Genomic DNA, 15,600 nt, shown 5'->3' with positions numbered 1-15,600 from the left:
GACGCCGGAGAACACCGACGAAGGAGGCGACCGAGCCCATGGGCATGGGAGTAGACCCGGAGAAGCTGTCCGAGACCGCGCTGATCGAGGAACTGGAGTCCCTGCACCGGACCCGCCACGACACCCTGCTGCACGGCTCGTCGGACGCGCTGGCCGCCCACACCCGGCGCACCGCCGAACTGGAGGGCGAGTACCTGCGGCGCCACCCCGACCGGGCCGTCTCGGCGGGCCGTACGAGGGAGGGCGCCCGGGCGCGCACCGAGTGAAGCGGAGGCGCACCGAGTGGGGCGGGGCGCGGCGTGGGAACGGGCGGCCGCCCCGGTGGGCGGGTACGCGGTGGTGGCGGCATGGTGGCAGCACTGTGACGGCCGGGTGAGCGGGTGTTTGCCCCCGGGAGGCGGGGGCACCCGGACCGCGGCCGAGCGAGCGGCCCTGTGGGGGAGTGAGAAGGCTCCGGGCACGGAGGTCAGGGACCGTGCCCGGAGCCGCTCCCGGACCCGGGTACCACCCTTGCCCCGGGCAGTACCCGAGGCTGCCCGCAGGGCCGTTGGGACACACCGGCCCGGGCGCGCGGTGTACGGAAGAGGGAGCGCGCGGGCCCGGTGGACGCACGGGCAGATCGCGCGGAAGAGCGAGAGGGGCGCACCCGAAAACCGGGTGCGCCCCTCTCGTCCGTCGGGGAGGGTGGGCCCATGAGTGATGCGCACACCGGCCCCGGAACCACCCTGGCGCCGGACGACACGGTGACCGTGGTCCTGCACAAGTCCCATGGCAGGCAGGTTCGTTACCCGGCGACCGTGGAGCGCGACGACGGTGTCCACGCAGTCGTGCGGGCGCCCTGGGCCGGCCCGCCGGTGCGGGACTTCGGCTTCGTGCGCTTCGAGAGCGGCGACGTGTTCACCGAGCACTACTGGCGCGACCGCTGGTTCTCGGTCAAGGAGGTGCGCGGCCCGGACGGCGGCCTCAAGGGCTGGTACTGCGACGTCACCCGCCCCGCCGCCGTCGCACCGGGCACGCTGACCACCTGGGACCTGGAACTGGACCTGTGGGTGTCGCCCGACCGGTCCGCCGTGCTGCGCCTGGACGAGGACGAGTTCGCCGGGAGCGGGCTGCCCGAGAGCGAACCGGAGACGGCGGCCAGGGCCCGTCGAGCGCTGGACGAACTCGAACGGACCGCCCGGGAGAGCGGTTTCGACTCCCTGCTGAGCTGACTTCGGGACCTGGAAGTCCGAAGAGCCCCGGGCCCGGGACCGGCCCGGGGCAGGCGAAGGGGGTGCGGAGAGCCGCACCCTCTCCACACCCCCCGTCCAAGGGCCCCGCTCGCCGCCGGGCGGCCCGGCGGCCGGCTCAGTCCTTCAGCCGGGGCAGGACGTCACTGCGGTAGAAGTCGAAGAAACCCCGCAGGTCGGGGCCGATCTGGTTGACGTGCACCACGTCGAACCCGGCGTCGGCGAACTCCCGCAGGGCGCGTACGTGCTCGTCGGGGTCGTCGCCGCACGGCAGCCCGGAGCCGGCCACCACCTCCTCGGTCACCAGTTGCGAGGCCTGCTCGAAGTGGGCGGGGGTGGGCAGGACCTGCCCCAGCTCGCCGGGCAGGAACATGTTGGGCCAGCGGTGGTGGACGGTGCGCACGGCCTCGTCGCGGTCGGCGCCGTAGCAGACCTTCGTCCCGGCGAAGGCCGGGCCCTGCCCGGAGCCGCGGCCCCCGCCGCTGCGGCGGAAGCGCTCCAGCCCCTCCACGTCGGGCATGGTGGTGATGAACCCGTCGCCCACCCGCCCGGCCAGCTCGATGGCGGCCGGGCCGAAGCCGGACACGTCGATGGGCACCGGCCGGTCGGGCACGTCGTACAGCCGGGCGTTCTCCACGGTGTAGTGCCTGCCGTGGTGGCTGACCTCCTCGCCGGTCAGCAGGCGCCGGATGACGCCGATGGCCTCCTCGAGCATCTCCATCCGCACCGACGCCTGGGGCCAGGGGCCGCCCAGGATGTGCTCGTTGAGCGCCTCGCCGGTGCCCACGCCCAGCCGGAAGCGCCCCTCCAGCATCACCGCGCTGGTGGCGGCGGCCTGCGCGACCACCGCCGGGTGGACGCGCACGGTGGGGCAGGTGACCGCCGTCTGGACGGGCAGCGAGGTCGCCTGCGAGATCGCGCCGATGACGGACCACACGAACGGACTGTGCCCCTGGACACCGTTCCACGGGTGGTAGTGATCGGAGATCCACAGAGAGGTGAAACCCGCCTGCTCGGCCATCCGGGCCTGCTCCACCAGTTCGTTCGGTCCGTGGTCCTCACAGGCCAGGAAGTAGCCGTACTCGGTCATCGAAGCAGTCCTCCACAGGTCCGGCGGTGCGGGCACCGGGTAACCGGGTGCCGGTGTGAAAAACACCGTTTGAAGGGATGGGCCCCGGGCATCCGAACCCTCGTGCTTCGGACCGCAGGCACATCCGCGGGAGCGGTGACATTCCCCGCCCCGGGTGTTTCGGCCCCGGTCCACCTGTGCCCGGTCCCGCGGTAACCCCCACAGAGCCACAGTCCACAGTTCGGGAGAGACCGCACATGACCCCCGTACGAGCACGAGCAAAGCACGCGCGGCACCCGCACGACGACGCCCCCGACACCACCGCCGAGTTCCAGCGCATCGCCGAGCTTCCGGACGGCCCGGAGCGCGAGGAGCTGCGGCAGCGGGTGGTGCGGGCCTGGATGCCGATGGCCGAGCGCCTCGCCCGGCACTTCCGCAACCGCGGCGAGTCCCTGGAGGACCTGGAGCAGGTGGCCGCCCTCGGCCTGGTGAAGGCCGTCACCCGCTACGACCCGGCGCGCGGCAGCGCGTTCGAGAGCTTCGCGGTGCCGACCATCGTCGGCGAGATCAAGCGGCACTTCCGCGACCACATGTGGGGCCTGCACGTGCCGCGGCGGGTGCAGGAGCTGCGCAACCGCGTACGCGCCTCCAGCCGCCAGCTCAGCCACTCCCTCGACGGCCGCACCCCCGGCGTCAAGGAGATAGCGGAACACAGCGGGCTGACGGAGGAGGAGGTGCGCATCGGCTCCGAGGCCCTGGAGAGCTACAGCACCCTCTCCCTGGACGCCGAGCTGCCCGGCGCCGACGACGGCTACGCGCTGGTGGACACCCTCGGCAGTGCCGAGCCCGGCTTCGACCTCGTCGTCTACCGCGAGTCGCTCAAGCCCCGGCTGCGCAACCTGCCCGAGCGCGAGCGCAAGATCCTCTACCTGCGTTTCTTCTGCGACATGACCCAGAGCCGGATCGCCGAGCAGCTCGGCATCTCCCAGATGCACGTCTCCCGGCTGATCAGCCGCACCTGCAACCGCCTGCACGCCGAGGTCGAGGCGGACCTGGAGCGGGAGCAGGCCGCTCCGGAGGGGGAGCGGGAGCGCGAGCGCGTCTACGCGGGCTCCCGGGCCGCCTGACGCGCCGCCGCCGGGTGAGGCGAGATGCCGGCGGCGCGCCCCGCACACACCCCCGGCGCCCCCTGCCCGGCCCTCCACGCCTGTGCCGCGTCCGCGCAGCCGCGCGGGCGCGGCACACGCGTGCCCGGGGGCCCGCGCAGGGCGAGGGCGACATGCCGCGCGATCCGCTCCACGGCACCGGCCTCCGCCAGCCCGAAGGCACGCCGGCCGCCGGTGCGCAGCAGCGTCAGCGCGCCGAGCACCGGGCCTCCCGCGCCGTCGGACAGCGGCACGCACAGCAGCGAGCCCACCTCGGCCCGCACCAGAACGGGGGCCCCGGCGGCGTCCCGGCCCAGGAGCCCGGGGTCCTCGGGCCGCACCCGCAGCGTCGTGCCGCCGTGCCGCACCGCGTCCGCCACCGGCGGCCAGGAGGACGGATCCTGCCCGGCGACCGCGTCGCGCAGCCGCCCGGCCGGGGCCAGGACTGCGGCGCGGCGCAGCGCGCCGCCGGGCACGGCGGTGTCGACGACCACCCAGTCGGCGAACCGGCCGTAGAGCGCCTCCGCCACCCGCTGCGGCACCTCCTTGGGGGAGTCGGCCCCGAGCAGCGCCGCCGTCGTCCCGTCCAGCAGGTCCATCAGCCCGGCGCCGCGGGCGGCCTCGGACGGGTCGGGGCGGGACTCCCCGCGCTCGACCGCCGCGGCCGGCCCGGCGGGGCCGCGCCCGGCGGGCGTGCCGGGCACTGTCGGCTGGAGCACGGCCAGGACGATCGCCCCCGGCTCGTGCGGGGGGCGCAGCGCGGTCAGGGTGGCCCGCAGCGCGGTACCGCCCTGCCTCGACGGGCCCGGCAGACGGACGGTCAGGCCGCGGTCGCCCTCGCCGCGGGCCACGGCCGCCACCTGGGAGCGGAAGGCCGCCCGGGATTCGTGGGCCAGGGAACCGGTCAGCGCCCGCCCGGTGGCGTATCCGGCCCGTACCCCCAGCACCTGCCCGGCGGCGGGGTTGCAGCGCCGTACCACCGTGTCCCGGTCCAGCAGGGCCACCGCCACCGGCAGCCGCTGGAACAGGATGCGCAGCAGCCGGTGCTCGTGGTGCTCCTCCGGGCCGCCGCGGTGCCGTTCGGCGGCCAGCTCCTCGTAGCGCGGCCACAGCACCTCGGCCGCGTGCCGCAGCTCCAGGAGCGCGGCCTCCAGGGCGGGGAGCCGGTCGGCCTCCGGCAGGGCGGGCGCCGACAGCAGTTCCTCCACCCGTCGGCGGAAGTCCGCCAGCTCGCCTCCGAACTCCTCCGCCTGCGCCATGTCCTCAACGTAACCCGCGGGCAGCCGGAGGTCCTGTCGGTTGCACAGAAAAAATACTACTCATCACTCTTTGTTGGGATCATGTGCTGGGAAGGTGCTGCGGCGGGCCGCGCGGCTGTGGTCCCCGGGCGGCCCGCGCCCGCCCGGAGCCGCTCGGCGCACCGGCCGTTTCCCGGCCGCCGCGCGGGGCAGCCGATCCCACGCGACCGGATGTTCGGGGAGCCGGCCGCGACCGGCCGCAGAACATGAGGAAAGGACCGGACAGCGCCATGCCGGACCGATGCGACGCGATGCCGTCCGAGCCCGCTCCGATGTGCCCGGGACCGGAGCCGGATCCGGCGCTCGACGCCGCCTCCCCCGCCCGCGGCCTCGCCCGGCTGGCCGAACAGGTCGTCCGCTCCACCCCGGGGTGCTGCGGCGCCACCGCCACCGCCCACACCGGTGGCGATCCGGCCGAGGGCACCACCGCCGTCACCCATCCGGACCTGTCCGAGCTCGTCGCCGTCCAGTGGGAGGACGGGGACGGTCCCGTGCCGCAGGCCCTGCGCACCGGACGCCCCGCCGGCTCCGGGGACCTGCTGCTGGACGACCGCTGGCCCGGCTACCGCGCCAGGGCGCTGGAGATGGGGCTGCGCTCCGGCGCCGCCCTGCCGTACCGCCGGGACGGCCTCACCCTCACCGTCACCGTCCACGGCTTCCACCCCCGCCCGCTGGAGGAGACCGTCCGCTGCCCGGCGGCGCTCCTGGGCGACCTGGCCGCCACCGGGCTGGCCCGCGACCTCCGCCACCGCGCGGCGCTGGCGGAGGCGGAGCAGCTCAGGGGTGCGTTGCGCAGCAGACCCGTCGTGGACCAGGCGTGCGGGATCGTGATGCACGTGCTCGGCTGCGACGCACAGGAGGCGTTCGCCCTGCTGCGCGGGATCTCGCAGCACACCAACCGCAAGCTCTCCGACCTGGCCGGTGCCCTGGTGCGCACCCGGGGCCACGGCATGGAGCGGGAAATCCAGCGCTTCTCGGAGCTGTCCCGGCGGCACTGACCGGTCCGGCGGGAGGGCCGGAGGACAGCGGCGGAACCACACAGGGCGGCCGGCGGGCCGCCCCCGGACACGGCGGAGGCACGGATGCAGCAGACCCGACCCGACGGCCCCACCCCCGCGGCCGTGACCGCGCCGGACCGGTACGGCGTCCACGGCGCCGTGGCCGAGGCGGCCTGCGGCTACTGGGGGCGGCGAGGTCTGCCCACCGAGCCCGGACAGGTCGTGGCGGCCCCCACCGCGCCTCTGCTCCTGCTGGCACTGCTCGCCGCGGCCGCGCCCGGACACACGCCCGGACACGGGCGCGGGCAGGGGGAGGCCCGCACGGACGGCGGCGGGGTGGTGCTGCCCAGGCCGGGCCCGGCCTGGCACGCCGACCAGGCACGACTGCTCGGCCGGCCGCTGCACCCCGTGCCCGTGCCGGCCGAGTGCGGCGGAGTGCCCGACCCCTTCGCGCTGCTGGAGACCGTGGGCCGGGCCCGCGCGGCCGGCGGGGACCCGCGGGTGCTGCTGCTGTCCGTGGCCGACGGGCTGACCGGGACGGCCGCGCCGCCCGAGCTGCTGCACGAGGTGTGCGAGGCGGCCGTCCAGGAGGACCTGCTGATCATCAGCGACGAGAGCTGGCGCGACACCTCCCACGACCCCCGTGACACGGTGATCGTCAGCCCCGCCGAGATCCTGCACCGGTCGGCCCGCCTCACCGGCGCGGGCACCCACGCCGGCGCCCTCCACGCCCACGCCCGCACCGCCGTGAACGGCGGCGGCGACAGGAGCGGCGACGAGGGCGGTGACCACGACTGCGTCGTGGTCCTCGTCGACCTCGGCGCCGACCCGGAGCCCGCCTTCGGGCCGGGCACCGCCGTGGGCGTGGCCCGCCTGCCGGCCACCGCGCGCGGACGGGAGCTGGGCGAGCGCACCCGCGCCGCCCTGACCGCCCTGCACGCCCGCCCCCGCGGCCGCGACGCCACCGCCGCCGCCGAGGCGCTGGGCGAGGCGGAACCGCTGCGCGCGCGCCGCGCCGCCGGCAACCGGGCCCACGCCGCCCGCGCCGCCGAACTCCACCGCATCCTGACCGGCGCCGGCGCGGTCTGCCGCCCACCGCACGCCGGACGCCACCTCTACCCCGACTTCGAGGCGTTGCGCCCCGCGCTGGCCGCCCGCGGCATCGAGGACGCCCCCCGGCTGGAGGCGGAACTGGTGCGCGGGCTCGGCCCGTACGCGCTGGGCGGCCACCGCTTCGGCGACGACCCGCACGCCCTGCGGGCGCGCCTGTCGACCGACGTGCCGCCGGAGCGGCTGGAAGCGGCCCTGCGGGAGCCGGCGGCCGCGGGTCCGGCGACCCCCCGCCCCGTGACACCCCCGGACGCAGCCCCGGACGCAGATGGGAGCCCCGCATGACCGAGCAGACGGACAAGCCCGCACAGGCCGTTCTCGACGCCCCCGCCGCCGGCTCCCCCCGGCGGCCCCCAGCCCTGCCCGAGCCCCGTCCGCTGGGCGAGCGGCGCACCTGGCCGGCGACCTTCGCCGACCGGCTCACCGAACCCCTGCCCGGCCTGCGCTCCCTGTCCCGCATAGCCCGGGAGGGCAGCACGCGCCCCGACCCCGCTGCGCTGCGCGAGGTTCCCCTGCTGCCCTGCGAACCGGCCCCCCTGCCGCCGGTCGACGCCGCCACCGCCGCCGTCACCTGGGCCGGTCACGCCAGCTGGGTGGTGCGCATCGGCGGCCTCACCGTCCTGACCGACCCCGTCTGGTCCCGCCGGATCCTGGGCACCCCGGCGCGGGTCACCCCGGTCGGAGTCCCCTGGGAGGATCTGCCGCCCGTCGACGCCGTGGTGATCTCCCACAACCACTACGACCACCTCGACGCCCCCACCCTCAGGCGCCTGCCGCGCGACACCCCCCTGTTCGTCCCCGCCGGGCTCGGCGCCTGGTGCCGCAGGCGCCGCTTCACATCCGTCACCGAACTGGACTGGTGGGAGGCGGCCGAACTGCCCTCCCCGGGCGGCGGCACCGTCCGCTTCGACTTCGTCCCCGCCCACCACTGGTCCCGGCGCACCCTCACCGACACCTGCCGCTCGCTGTGGGGCGGCTGGGTGCTCACCGACCGCCACGGGCAGCGGATCCACTTCGCCGGCGACACCGGCTACGGCCACTGGTTCACCGAGATCGGCCACCGCTACCCCGGCATCGACCTCGCCCTGCTGCCGATCGGCGCGTACGCGCCGCGCCGGATGCTCCGCCCGGTGCACACCGACCCGGAGGAGGCCGTACATGCCTGCCTGGACCTCGGCGCCCGCCGCATGGCCCCCATGCACTGGGCCACCTTCCTGCTCTCGGCCGAGCCGCCGCTGGAGCCGCTGAGCCGGGTACGGGCCGCCTGGGCCGCGGCCGGACGTCCGCGCGAGGATCTGTGGGACCTGCCGGTCGGGGCCTCCAGGGTCCTGGGACAGCCGGACCCGCACTCGCACTCGCACCCGGACCCCGGCCTCGGCCTGGACCCCGGCGCCCGGTCCCTCTAGCGCGGAACCCGCGCCGGGCGCAGCCGCCGCCACACCGAGGGCGCCGCCCCGACCAGCAGCGTCAGGCCGACCGCCGCGGCCACGCCCTGCCACGGCTCGGGGAACAGCGACCCGCCCAGGATCCCGATCAGCTGGTAGGTCGCCGTCCACACCAGGCAGGCCGGTGCGGCACCGCGCACGAACTGCCGCACCGGCACCCGCGACAGCAGGCAGGCCACCATCACCGGGATCCGCCCGGCCGGCACCAGCCGGGAGAGGACGAGCACCGTCACGCCGTGCTCGTCCAGCTTCCGCCGCGAGGCCTCCAGCCGTTCCGGCTCGGCCCGCCCGCGCATCCGCTCCAGCCAGCGCGCCCCGTTCCTGGAGTGACCGCCGCGCCGCCCGAGCCAGTACAGCAGCAGATCACCCAGGAACGCCGCCAGCGAGGCGACGGCGAACACCAGCAGCAGCGGAAGGGCCGGAGGACTGCGGTGGAACGCCACCGCCGACGCCGCGCTGACCAGCGCACCCGTCGGCACCACCGGCACCAGCGCGCCGAACGCCACCAGCAGGAACAGCGACGGATAGCCCACCGCGCCGGGCGCCACCTGACCCGGTATCTCCCGCACCGCGCCCAGCAGTGCGTCCATCACCCCGCCGCCTCCAGCCGTACGCTCTCGCCGTGCCCCAGCCGGTGCACCGCCGCGGCGGGGGCCGAACGCGCCGCCAGCCGCGCGAACTCGTCACCGGGGGAGTGGAACTCGTGCGGCCGGACCGCGTCCAGACCGATCGGCCAGTACGTCCCGTAGTGCACCGGCACCGCCAGTGGCGCCCCCAGCCGGGCCAGCGCCTCGGCGGCCCGGCGCGCGTTCATGTGCCCGTCGCCCAGCTTCGGCCCCCAGCCGCCCACGGGCAGCAGCGCCGCGTCCACCGGGCCGACCGCCTCCGCCATGGAGTCGAACAGCCCCGTGTCACCGGCGAAGTACGTCCGGGAATCCCCCTCGACCACATAGCCCAGGGCGGGCGCCCGGTGCGGCCCGTACGGCAGCCGCCGACCGTCGTGCTCCGCGGGCACCGCGCGGACGGTCACATCCCCGGCCCGCACCCGCTCGCCCACGTCCACCTCCTCGATCCGCAGCCGCCCCGCCAGCCGCCGCAGCCCCGCCACCGAGGCGAGCGCGCCGCGCGGCACCACCACCCGGGTACCGGGCGCCAGCCGGGCCAGGGAGGGCAGATGCAGATGGTCGGCGTGCAGATGGGAGACCACCACCAGATCCACCCGCGCCGCCGACTCCGGCGGCGGCTGTCCGCGCCGCCTGCGCAGGTGGGCCAGCCGCCGGACGAACACCGGGTCGGTGAGCACCGTCACGCCGCGGTCGCGCACCGTCGTCGTGGCATGGCCCCACCACGTGATCTCCGCGGGCACCGGACCCTCCTTCCCTCCGCTCGCCCATTCCCCGTACCGATCCTCTCATCACACCTGCGCGCTTCAGGGAGCCTTCGCGAAGAGACCGGACGCGCCCCCGGCACCGGGAGGCGCTGTGGAAAAGTGGGACGTGCCGGACCGGGTGCGGCGGTTTCCGGCGCGGGGGGAGCATGGATGTCCCCGGCGCGGAGAACGCGGACGGCAGGGGCCGGCCGGGGCCGGTGCTGGACCGGTGCGGAACCGGTCCGGGCCCCGGAGGAGGAAAGGCGGACGGCGTGCGGATGGCGGCCTGGCGCAGGGCGGGCGGCGCGGTGCTGCGCGTCCTGGTGGTGTGGGCGGTGAGCACCCTCACCATGCTGGTGCTGGCCGGCGTGCTCCCCGACTTCCGGCTCCAGTCCGCCGACGGCGACAGCGCCACCAGCATCGGGGTCACCGCCGCCCTCGGGGCCGGCGCCTTCGGCCTGCTCAGCGCACTGGTGTGGCCCGTGCTGGTCAGAGCCCTGCTGCTGGTGCCCGCCCTGGTGCTGGGCCTGCTGGTGTTCTTCCTCAACGGCTCGCTGCTGTGGCTGGCACTCGCCCTCCTGCCCGACTACCGGGGCGAGGCCGACCCGCAGACCGCCGTGGTCGTCGCCGCCGCGATGTCCGCCGCCTCCTCGGCGGCCAACACCTTCCTGGCCGTCCGCGACGACCGGGCCTACCGGCGGCGCCTGGCCCGGCTCGCCGACCGCCGCTGGCGCCGCTCCGGGCGCCGCCGGATGCCCGCCACCCCCGGCACCGTCTTCCTCCAGCTCGACGGGATCGGCCACGACGTACTGCGCGACGCGGCCCGCGCCCCCGCCGGCGGCGAACCGCTGATGCCGAACATCGCCGCCATGCTCCGCGACACCCACCGCCTCGTCCCCTGGCACACCGACTGGTCCAGCCAGACCGGCGCCAGCCAGCTCGGCATCCTGCACGGCTCCAACGAGGACGTGCCCGCCTTCCGCTGGTACGAGAAGGAGACCGGCGAGGTGGTGATCAGCAACCGGCCCTCCAGCGCCGCCCGGCTCCAGCGCCGCGCCGCCGAGCACAGCGGCGAGCCCGGACTGCTCGCCCACGACGGCGCCAGCCGCGGCAACCTCTTCAGCGGCGGGGCCGCCCAGGTGGCCCTGGTGCTCTCCGTCTCCGCCCGGCGCGGCCGCCACAACCGGTCGCGCGCCGGGTACTTCGCGTACTTCTCCGACCCCGCCAACGCCACCCGCACGGCCGCCTCCTTCGTGGCCGAGGTCGTCCGCGAGCTCGTCCAGTCCACCCGGGCCAGGCTGCGCGGGGACAGCCCGCGGGTGCCGCGCGGCGGGCTCTACCCGTTCATCCGGGCCTTCGCCACCGTCGTCCAGCGGGACGTGGTGGTCGCCTCCGTCCTCGGCGACATCCTCAGCGGGCGCACCGCCGTCTACGCCGACCTCGTCGCCTACGACGAGGTGGCCCACCACTCCGGGCCGCGCGGCCGCGACACCCACCAGGTGCTGCGGCGCCTGGACCGGTCCGTCGGCCTGATCGCCAAGGTCGCCGCCCAGGCCCCCCGGCCCTACCGCCTGGTGCTCCTGTCCGACCACGGGCAGAGCCCCGGCGAGACCTTCGCCTCCCACTACGGGCTCACCCTGGAGGACCTGGTCCGCGCCGGATGCGGGCTGCCGGTCTCCCGGCGGGCCCGGCACACGGCCAGCGGCGCCGAGGCCCGCGCCGCCGCCCGCGCCGCCCTGCACCGGCCCGAGGACGGGCACGGTGCCGAACCCCACTGGCCCGCCCCCACCTCCGACCCGGTGGTGCTCGGCTCGGGCAACCTCGGGCTGATCTCCTTCCCCGGCATCCCCGGGCGGGCCACCCGCGAGGAGATCGACCGCCGCCACCCCGCCCTGCTGCGCACCCTCGCCAACCACCCCGGCATCGGCTTCCTGCTGGTGGACACCGAGTGCCACGGACCGGTGGTGCTCGGCCCCGGGGAGAGCGAACACCGCCTGGACACCGGCGAGATCACCGGCGAGGACCCCCTGAAGCCCTACGGCCCCCGCGCCGCCGCCCTGGTGCGGCGCACCGCGCGCTTCCCGCACGCCGCCGACATCATGGTCAACTCGGCCCTCGACCCGGCCACCGGCGCCGTCCACGCCTTCGAGGAGCAGATCGGCTCCCACGGCGGCCTGGGCGGCGAGCAGTCCCGGGCGTTCATCCTCTACCCGCGCCTGCTGTCCCCGCCGGACGCGGACGGCGAGCCGGTCGGCGCGGAGCAGGTCCACCGGGTGCTGCGCGGCTGGCTGGACGAGGCCCAGGCCGCCCAGGCGGTGACCGCGCCCTTCATCCCGGCCCGCGCGCCCCTGCGCTGACCGGGCCGGCCCGACCGCCCGGCCGTGCGGTCGAGTCCACCGGATCCAAAAAAGTGTGCCAAGCGTCTTGTATTACCTCAGCGGTAATCGACCCCCGCGCGGACCGGCGGCAGGGTGAGGACACCGGGTTCCGGCCGGCGCGCTCCGGCCGGAACCCGGCCTCCGGCCCGTGGCCCGTGCGTACGGCCGGAGCGTTCCGCACCGCGCCCACGGCGCACCAGCACCGCACCCGAGACCACGGAGGCCGATCCGCCATGTCCGCCACCTCGCCCGAGACCTTCCGCACCGCCCGGCCCGCCCGCCCCGCGCTGCCCCTGCTGCGGCGGCTCCTCGCCCTGGACGCGGTGGTCACCCTCACCAACGCCGCCGCCTACCTGGCCCTGTCCGGCTTCCTCGCACGGCTGCTGGGGGTGGACGCCGGCCTGCTGCTGGGCGCCGGAGCCTTCCTGCTGCTGTACGGCGCCGGGGTCGGCTTCCTGGCGAGCCGGCCCGTTCCGCCCGCGCCCTGGGTGCGTGCGGTGGTGGAGGGGAACCTGCTGTGGGCGCTGGCCGGCGCCGCCGTCCTCGCCGCCGGCGTGCTGGAGCCGTCCACCGCGGGGTGGGTGTGGATCCCGCTGCAGGCCGCGGTGGTCGCCGCCCTGGCGGCGGCCCAGCACCTGGCGCTCCGCGCGGTGCTCCGTACTCCCGGCCGGTCGTGATCGGCTCGGGACCGGCCGGCTAGCCGAGCAGCTTCGGCAGCAGGGCCGCCGTCTCGGGGTCGGCCGGGACGAAGGTCTCCATCGCCAGCTCGGAGACGGTCACGTCCACGGGAGTGTTGAAGGTGGTGATGGTGGAGAAGAACGACAGGACGTGCCCTTGGTGCTCGATCACCAGCGGCAGGGCGAAGGGGCTCGCGGCCTCCAGCCGTTCGCAGTCCTTCCCGGGCAGCGGGTGGGCGGCCACCTCCTCGTACAGCTCGCGCAGCGGCGCCGACCGCAGCAGTGCGAGCTGCCGCCGCATCTGTTCCAGCAGGTGTTCACGCCACTGGGGGAGGTTGCGGATGCGGGGGGCCAGGCCGTCGGGGTGGAGGGTCAGGCGCATGGCGTTCAGCGGGGGGCGCAGGAGGTGTTCCGCCACGCCCTCCAGCAGGGCGGCGATGCCGCGGTTGGCGGCCACCACCTCGTAGTGGCCGTCGACCACCAGGGCGGGGAAGGGGTCGTACGCCGTCAGCATCCGCTCCAGGCCATCGCGCAGGGCGGCCAGTGAGGGGTCGTCCACGGGGGTCTCGGGGTAGTGCGGGGCGTGTCCGGCGGCCAGCAGCAGCGCGTTGCGCTCGCGCACGGGGACGTCGAGGTGCTCGGCCAGCCGGAGCACCATCTCGGGGCTGGGACGGGTGCGCCCGGTCTCGACGAAGCTGATGTGCCTGGCGGAGGAGTCGGCGCGCAGGGCCAGTTCGAGCTGGCTGAGCCCGGCGCGCTCCCGCCAGTGCCGCAGCAGGGGCCCCGCCCCGTTCGCCGGTCTGCTCGTCCCCGTGCCCGTGTCGGCCGCAGCGGATCCCATGCCGCGACCCTAGGCTGGGAGGGTCGTCCACGGGAAGTGAGATTTCGTGTCATGGCGCCCCGACCGCTGACCCCGCAGGAGATCGATACCGCGCTGGCGGAGCTGCCCGGCTGGGAGTTCGCCGAGGACCGGCTGAGGAGGACGTACTCCTTCGCCGGGCACTTCCCGGCCGCGGTGATGGTGCTCCATGTCGCGCGGATCCAGGAGGAGATGAACCATCACGCGGATCTGCTGCTGGGCTATGACTCGGTGGGGGTGTCGGTGAACACCCACAGCGTGGGCGGGAAGGTGACGGAGCTGGACGTGGGTCTGGCGCGGCGGATCGAGGAGATCGCCCCCTCGCACGGCGCGCGCCCGTAGCCCCGCGTGTCGCGTGTACGGCGGAAGCCGCCGCCCGGCCGGGCGGCGGCTTCCGTTCGTGTCGCGGTGGCGGGTTACCGCTTGAGGGTGAGCCCGTAGGCGGAGAGGATCTCGTTGACCGGCTGGTAGTAGGTGGTGCCGCCGGAGGAGCAGTTGCCGGAGCCGCCGGAGGTGACACCCTGGGCCTGGTTGCCGGAGATGTAGGAGCCGCCGGAGTCGCCGGGCTCGGCGCACACGGTGGTCCGGGTCACGCCGGTGATGGTGCCCTCGGGGTAGGTGACACTGGTGTTGTGCTGCTGGATGGTGCCGCAGTGCCAGCCGGTGGTGGAGCCGGAGCGGCACACGGAGGCGCCGACGGTGGCCTGGGTGGAGCCGGCGACCTGGACGCTGCCGCTGGAGGTCTTCACGTACGGGGTGGCGGTCCAGTTGGAGTTGGTCGCGACCCAGGCGTAGTCGTTGCCGGGGAAGGACGAGCCCTGGAAGGTGCCCTGGGCGGCCTGGTTGTAGCCGGTGGTGGAGCTGCCGCTGGTGCCGCAGTGGCCGGCGGTGACGAAGCCCTGCTGGCTGCCCTTGGTGACGGGGAAGCCGATCGAGCAGCGGCCGGATCCGTTGATGTAGTAGGCCTCGCCGCCGCGCAGGTCGTACAGCGGACGGGGCCGCTCGGCGGACTTCACCACGCGCACCAGGCCGGTGTCGGCTCCGGCGGCCTCGGCGAAGGCGCGGGCCTTGGCGGTGTCGGAGGCGCGGACGACGACGGAGTTGGTCCTGACGTCGACGTACCACACCGGCGCGGCGGTGGTGGCGTTCTTCCGGGCGGCCCGGTCCAGCGCGGCCTTGGCGGACTTGAGCTCGTCCATGCCGTGCTCGACGACCTTGGCGCGGGCGCCCGCCTCGGTGATGGCGGAGGCCTTGGAGGCGTCGGTGGTGGCGACGGTGAGGGTGGAGGTGTCGCCGGCGGTCCAGGCGCCGGCGAAGCTGTCGGCGAGGTCCTCGGCGAGGGCGGGGGCGAGTTCGCCCGCGCGGTGCTCGTTCGCGACGCGCTCGCGGGCCTGCTCGGCGGTTATGCCGAAGTCGCGCTGCATGGCCTTCAGCGCGCCGGCGGGCATCTCCTCGGCGGCGCGGAGGGCGTCGGCGGTGAGGGTGGTCCCGGCAGCGGTCTTGGCGGGGGTGTCGGTGGGGGACGACGTGACCGCGCCGGCCAGGGAGGGCAGGGCGGTCAGGGCGAGTGCGGTGGCGGCCAGTGCCGCACCGGTCGCGATACCACGGCTGTGGCGCATTCGTTCTCCTCTGTTGTGGGGGGAAGAGGGTGGGGGTGAACGGCACGCCCGTGTTCCACGAGGGTGGCGTGCGCCTGTCAAGCTAGACGTTTCGCGGTGTGCAGGTGTCGCATATCGGACACCGAGGGGAAGCGGGCACGAGACCTTCACGGATGATCACAGGGGAGGCACCGGTTGGTGGCAGCGGTTTCACGGCTGCCGGGCTCATGGGCGCGGACCCTCAACCGCGGCTTCGCAACTGCGTTTCCGGGCCTGCGAGTTCACCGCGACCACAACGAAAAAGGCCCCCGCGCCGGAACCGGGCGCGGGGGCCCTCGCCGAGGAGTCAGCCGAAGGGGCACGGGCCCCCGGCTGACCGTCACACCGCTGTCCGCACCGCGGCCCCCGGCGTCCGCGGGGAGGGA

The 15,600-nt window shown here is 75.6% G+C and carries 15 protein-coding genes; 9 read left to right on the top strand and 6 right to left on the bottom strand.

Translation table 11 applies throughout. The annotated features are described in order from the left end of the window. The first annotated feature begins 38 nt into the window (after positions 1 to 38). Both ACW69E_RS10720 and ACW69E_RS10715 read left to right on the top strand, forming a co-directional pair. Positions 39 to 266, top strand: a complete 228-nt coding sequence (locus tag ACW69E_RS10720; RefSeq protein WP_206349693.1) for a DUF6158 family protein — start codon at positions 39 to 41, stop codon at positions 264 to 266. Positions 267 to 692: 426 nt separating this feature from the next. Then, entirely contained in the window at positions 693 to 1,211 is a 519-nt protein-coding gene (locus tag ACW69E_RS10715) for a DUF402 domain-containing protein (protein WP_457497927.1), read from the top strand. Between the two features lie 136 nt (positions 1,212 to 1,347). Here the strand turns inward: ACW69E_RS10715 and ACW69E_RS10710 are convergent, their stop codons facing one another. Next, entirely contained in the window at positions 1,348 to 2,319 is a 972-nt protein-coding gene (locus ACW69E_RS10710) for a TIGR03557 family F420-dependent LLM class oxidoreductase (protein WP_457497926.1), read from the bottom strand. Positions 2,320 to 2,555: 236 nt separating this feature from the next. Here ACW69E_RS10710 and ACW69E_RS10705 point away from each other — a divergent pair, with 236 nt between their 5' ends. Then, complete coding sequence (locus ACW69E_RS10705; RefSeq protein ID WP_206349687.1) at positions 2,556 to 3,425, top strand: SigB/SigF/SigG family RNA polymerase sigma factor; 870 nt, start codon at positions 2,556 to 2,558, stop codon at positions 3,423 to 3,425. Here ACW69E_RS10705 and ACW69E_RS10700 read toward each other — a convergent pair. Further along, positions 3,401 to 4,702, bottom strand: a complete 1,302-nt coding sequence (locus ACW69E_RS10700; protein ID WP_457497925.1) for a PAS domain-containing protein — start codon at positions 4,700 to 4,702, stop codon at positions 3,401 to 3,403. The two genes, ACW69E_RS10705 and ACW69E_RS10700, sit on opposite strands and share 25 nt — an antisense overlap. 269 nt (positions 4,703 to 4,971) lie before the next feature. Here ACW69E_RS10700 and ACW69E_RS10695 point away from each other — a divergent pair, with 269 nt between their 5' ends. The 3 genes from ACW69E_RS10695 to ACW69E_RS10685 all read left to right on the top strand — a co-directional run bounded on the left by ACW69E_RS10695 (position 4,972) and on the right by ACW69E_RS10685 (position 8,255). Next, entirely contained in the window at positions 4,972 to 5,739 is a 768-nt protein-coding gene (locus tag ACW69E_RS10695; RefSeq protein ID WP_457497924.1) for an ANTAR domain-containing response regulator, read from the top strand. 84 nt (positions 5,740 to 5,823) lie between these two features. Continuing rightward, positions 5,824 to 7,134 (top strand): aminotransferase class I/II-fold pyridoxal phosphate-dependent enzyme, encoded by a 1,311-nt coding sequence (locus ACW69E_RS10690; RefSeq protein ID WP_457497923.1) that lies wholly within the window; start codon positions 5,824 to 5,826, stop codon positions 7,132 to 7,134. Beyond that, positions 7,131 to 8,255: an MBL fold metallo-hydrolase gene (locus ACW69E_RS10685; protein ID WP_457497922.1), complete on the top strand. Its 1,125-nt coding sequence runs from the start codon at positions 7,131 to 7,133 to the stop codon at positions 8,253 to 8,255. The genes ACW69E_RS10690 and ACW69E_RS10685 overlap by 4 nt, the downstream gene beginning before the upstream one ends. Here ACW69E_RS10685 and ACW69E_RS10680 read toward each other — a convergent pair. Both ACW69E_RS10680 and ACW69E_RS10675 read right to left on the bottom strand, forming a co-directional pair. Further along, complete coding sequence (locus ACW69E_RS10680) at positions 8,252 to 8,884, bottom strand: DedA family protein (protein WP_457497921.1); 633 nt, start codon at positions 8,882 to 8,884, stop codon at positions 8,252 to 8,254. The two genes, ACW69E_RS10685 and ACW69E_RS10680, sit on opposite strands and share 4 nt — an antisense overlap. Continuing rightward, on the bottom strand, positions 8,884 to 9,660 hold the full coding sequence (locus tag ACW69E_RS10675) for an MBL fold metallo-hydrolase (protein WP_457497920.1): 777 nt from the start codon (positions 9,658 to 9,660) through the stop codon (positions 8,884 to 8,886). Before ACW69E_RS10675 ends, ACW69E_RS10680 begins: the two co-directional genes overlap by 1 nt. A gap of 281 nt (positions 9,661 to 9,941) precedes the next feature. On the opposite strand from ACW69E_RS10675, the gene ACW69E_RS10670 reads away from it, so the two are divergent. Together ACW69E_RS10670 and ACW69E_RS10665 are read left to right on the top strand one after the other, a co-directional pair. Then, positions 9,942 to 12,020 carry a phage holin family protein gene (locus ACW69E_RS10670; protein ID WP_457497982.1) on the top strand — a complete coding sequence of 693 codons (2,079 nt, stop codon included), beginning with the start codon at positions 9,942 to 9,944 and terminating at the stop codon, positions 12,018 to 12,020. 254 nt (positions 12,021 to 12,274) lie between these two features. Continuing rightward, positions 12,275 to 12,718: a hypothetical protein gene (locus ACW69E_RS10665; protein WP_457497919.1), complete on the top strand. Its 444-nt coding sequence runs from the start codon at positions 12,275 to 12,277 to the stop codon at positions 12,716 to 12,718. A gap of 19 nt (positions 12,719 to 12,737) precedes the next feature. Here ACW69E_RS10665 and ACW69E_RS10660 read toward each other — a convergent pair whose 3' ends face one another. Then, positions 12,738 to 13,559 (bottom strand): helix-turn-helix domain-containing protein, encoded by an 822-nt coding sequence (locus ACW69E_RS10660; protein WP_457497918.1) that lies wholly within the window; start codon positions 13,557 to 13,559, stop codon positions 12,738 to 12,740. 51 nt (positions 13,560 to 13,610) lie between these two features. Here ACW69E_RS10660 and ACW69E_RS10655 point away from each other — a divergent pair, with 51 nt between their 5' ends. Beyond that, positions 13,611 to 13,919, top strand: coding sequence for a 4a-hydroxytetrahydrobiopterin dehydratase (locus ACW69E_RS10655; protein WP_457497917.1), 309 nt, complete (start codon positions 13,611 to 13,613; stop codon positions 13,917 to 13,919). A 74-nt stretch (positions 13,920 to 13,993) separates the two neighbouring features. On the opposite strand, the gene ACW69E_RS10650 is transcribed toward ACW69E_RS10655, so the two are convergent. Beyond that, complete coding sequence (locus ACW69E_RS10650; RefSeq protein WP_457497916.1) at positions 13,994 to 15,196, bottom strand: S1 family peptidase; 1,203 nt, start codon at positions 15,194 to 15,196, stop codon at positions 13,994 to 13,996. Positions 15,197 to 15,600 lie beyond the last annotated feature (404 nt).

This window comes from Streptomyces sp. SS8 (assembly GCF_054072955.1).
Note: the sequence above shows the minus strand (reverse complement) of the source record. Positions and strands in the feature narration are given on the sequence as shown.

What these genes read in the sequence shown, in the direction of transcription:
- ACW69E_RS10665 (WP_457497919.1), top strand. Translation starts at nt 12,275, where the DNA reads ATGTCCGCCACCTCGCCCGAGACCTTCCGCACCGCCCGGCCCGCCCGC.
- ACW69E_RS10700 (WP_457497925.1), bottom strand. Translation starts at nt 4,702, where the DNA reads ATGGCGCAGGCGGAGGAGTTCGGAGGCGAGCTGGCGGACTTCCGCCGA.
- ACW69E_RS10705 (WP_206349687.1), top strand. Translation starts at nt 2,556, where the DNA reads ATGACCCCCGTACGAGCACGAGCAAAGCACGCGCGGCACCCGCACGAC.
- ACW69E_RS10650 (WP_457497916.1), bottom strand. Translation starts at nt 15,196, where the DNA reads ATGCGCCACAGCCGTGGTATCGCGACCGGTGCGGCACTGGCCGCCACC.
- ACW69E_RS10655 (WP_457497917.1), top strand. Translation starts at nt 13,611, where the DNA reads ATGGCGCCCCGACCGCTGACCCCGCAGGAGATCGATACCGCGCTGGCG.
- ACW69E_RS10685 (WP_457497922.1), top strand. Translation starts at nt 7,131, where the DNA reads ATGACCGAGCAGACGGACAAGCCCGCACAGGCCGTTCTCGACGCCCCC.
- ACW69E_RS10660 (WP_457497918.1), bottom strand. Translation starts at nt 13,559, where the DNA reads ATGGGATCCGCTGCGGCCGACACGGGCACGGGGACGAGCAGACCGGCG.
- ACW69E_RS10690 (WP_457497923.1), top strand. Translation starts at nt 5,824, where the DNA reads ATGCAGCAGACCCGACCCGACGGCCCCACCCCCGCGGCCGTGACCGCG.
- ACW69E_RS10720 (WP_206349693.1), top strand. Translation starts at nt 39, where the DNA reads ATGGGCATGGGAGTAGACCCGGAGAAGCTGTCCGAGACCGCGCTGATC.
- ACW69E_RS10715 (WP_457497927.1), top strand. Translation starts at nt 693, where the DNA reads ATGAGTGATGCGCACACCGGCCCCGGAACCACCCTGGCGCCGGACGAC.
- ACW69E_RS10670 (WP_457497982.1), top strand. Translation starts at nt 9,942, where the DNA reads ATGGCGGCCTGGCGCAGGGCGGGCGGCGCGGTGCTGCGCGTCCTGGTG.
- ACW69E_RS10680 (WP_457497921.1), bottom strand. Translation starts at nt 8,884, where the DNA reads ATGGACGCACTGCTGGGCGCGGTGCGGGAGATACCGGGTCAGGTGGCG.
- ACW69E_RS10710 (WP_457497926.1), bottom strand. Translation starts at nt 2,319, where the DNA reads ATGACCGAGTACGGCTACTTCCTGGCCTGTGAGGACCACGGACCGAAC.
- ACW69E_RS10695 (WP_457497924.1), top strand. Translation starts at nt 4,972, where the DNA reads ATGCCGGACCGATGCGACGCGATGCCGTCCGAGCCCGCTCCGATGTGC.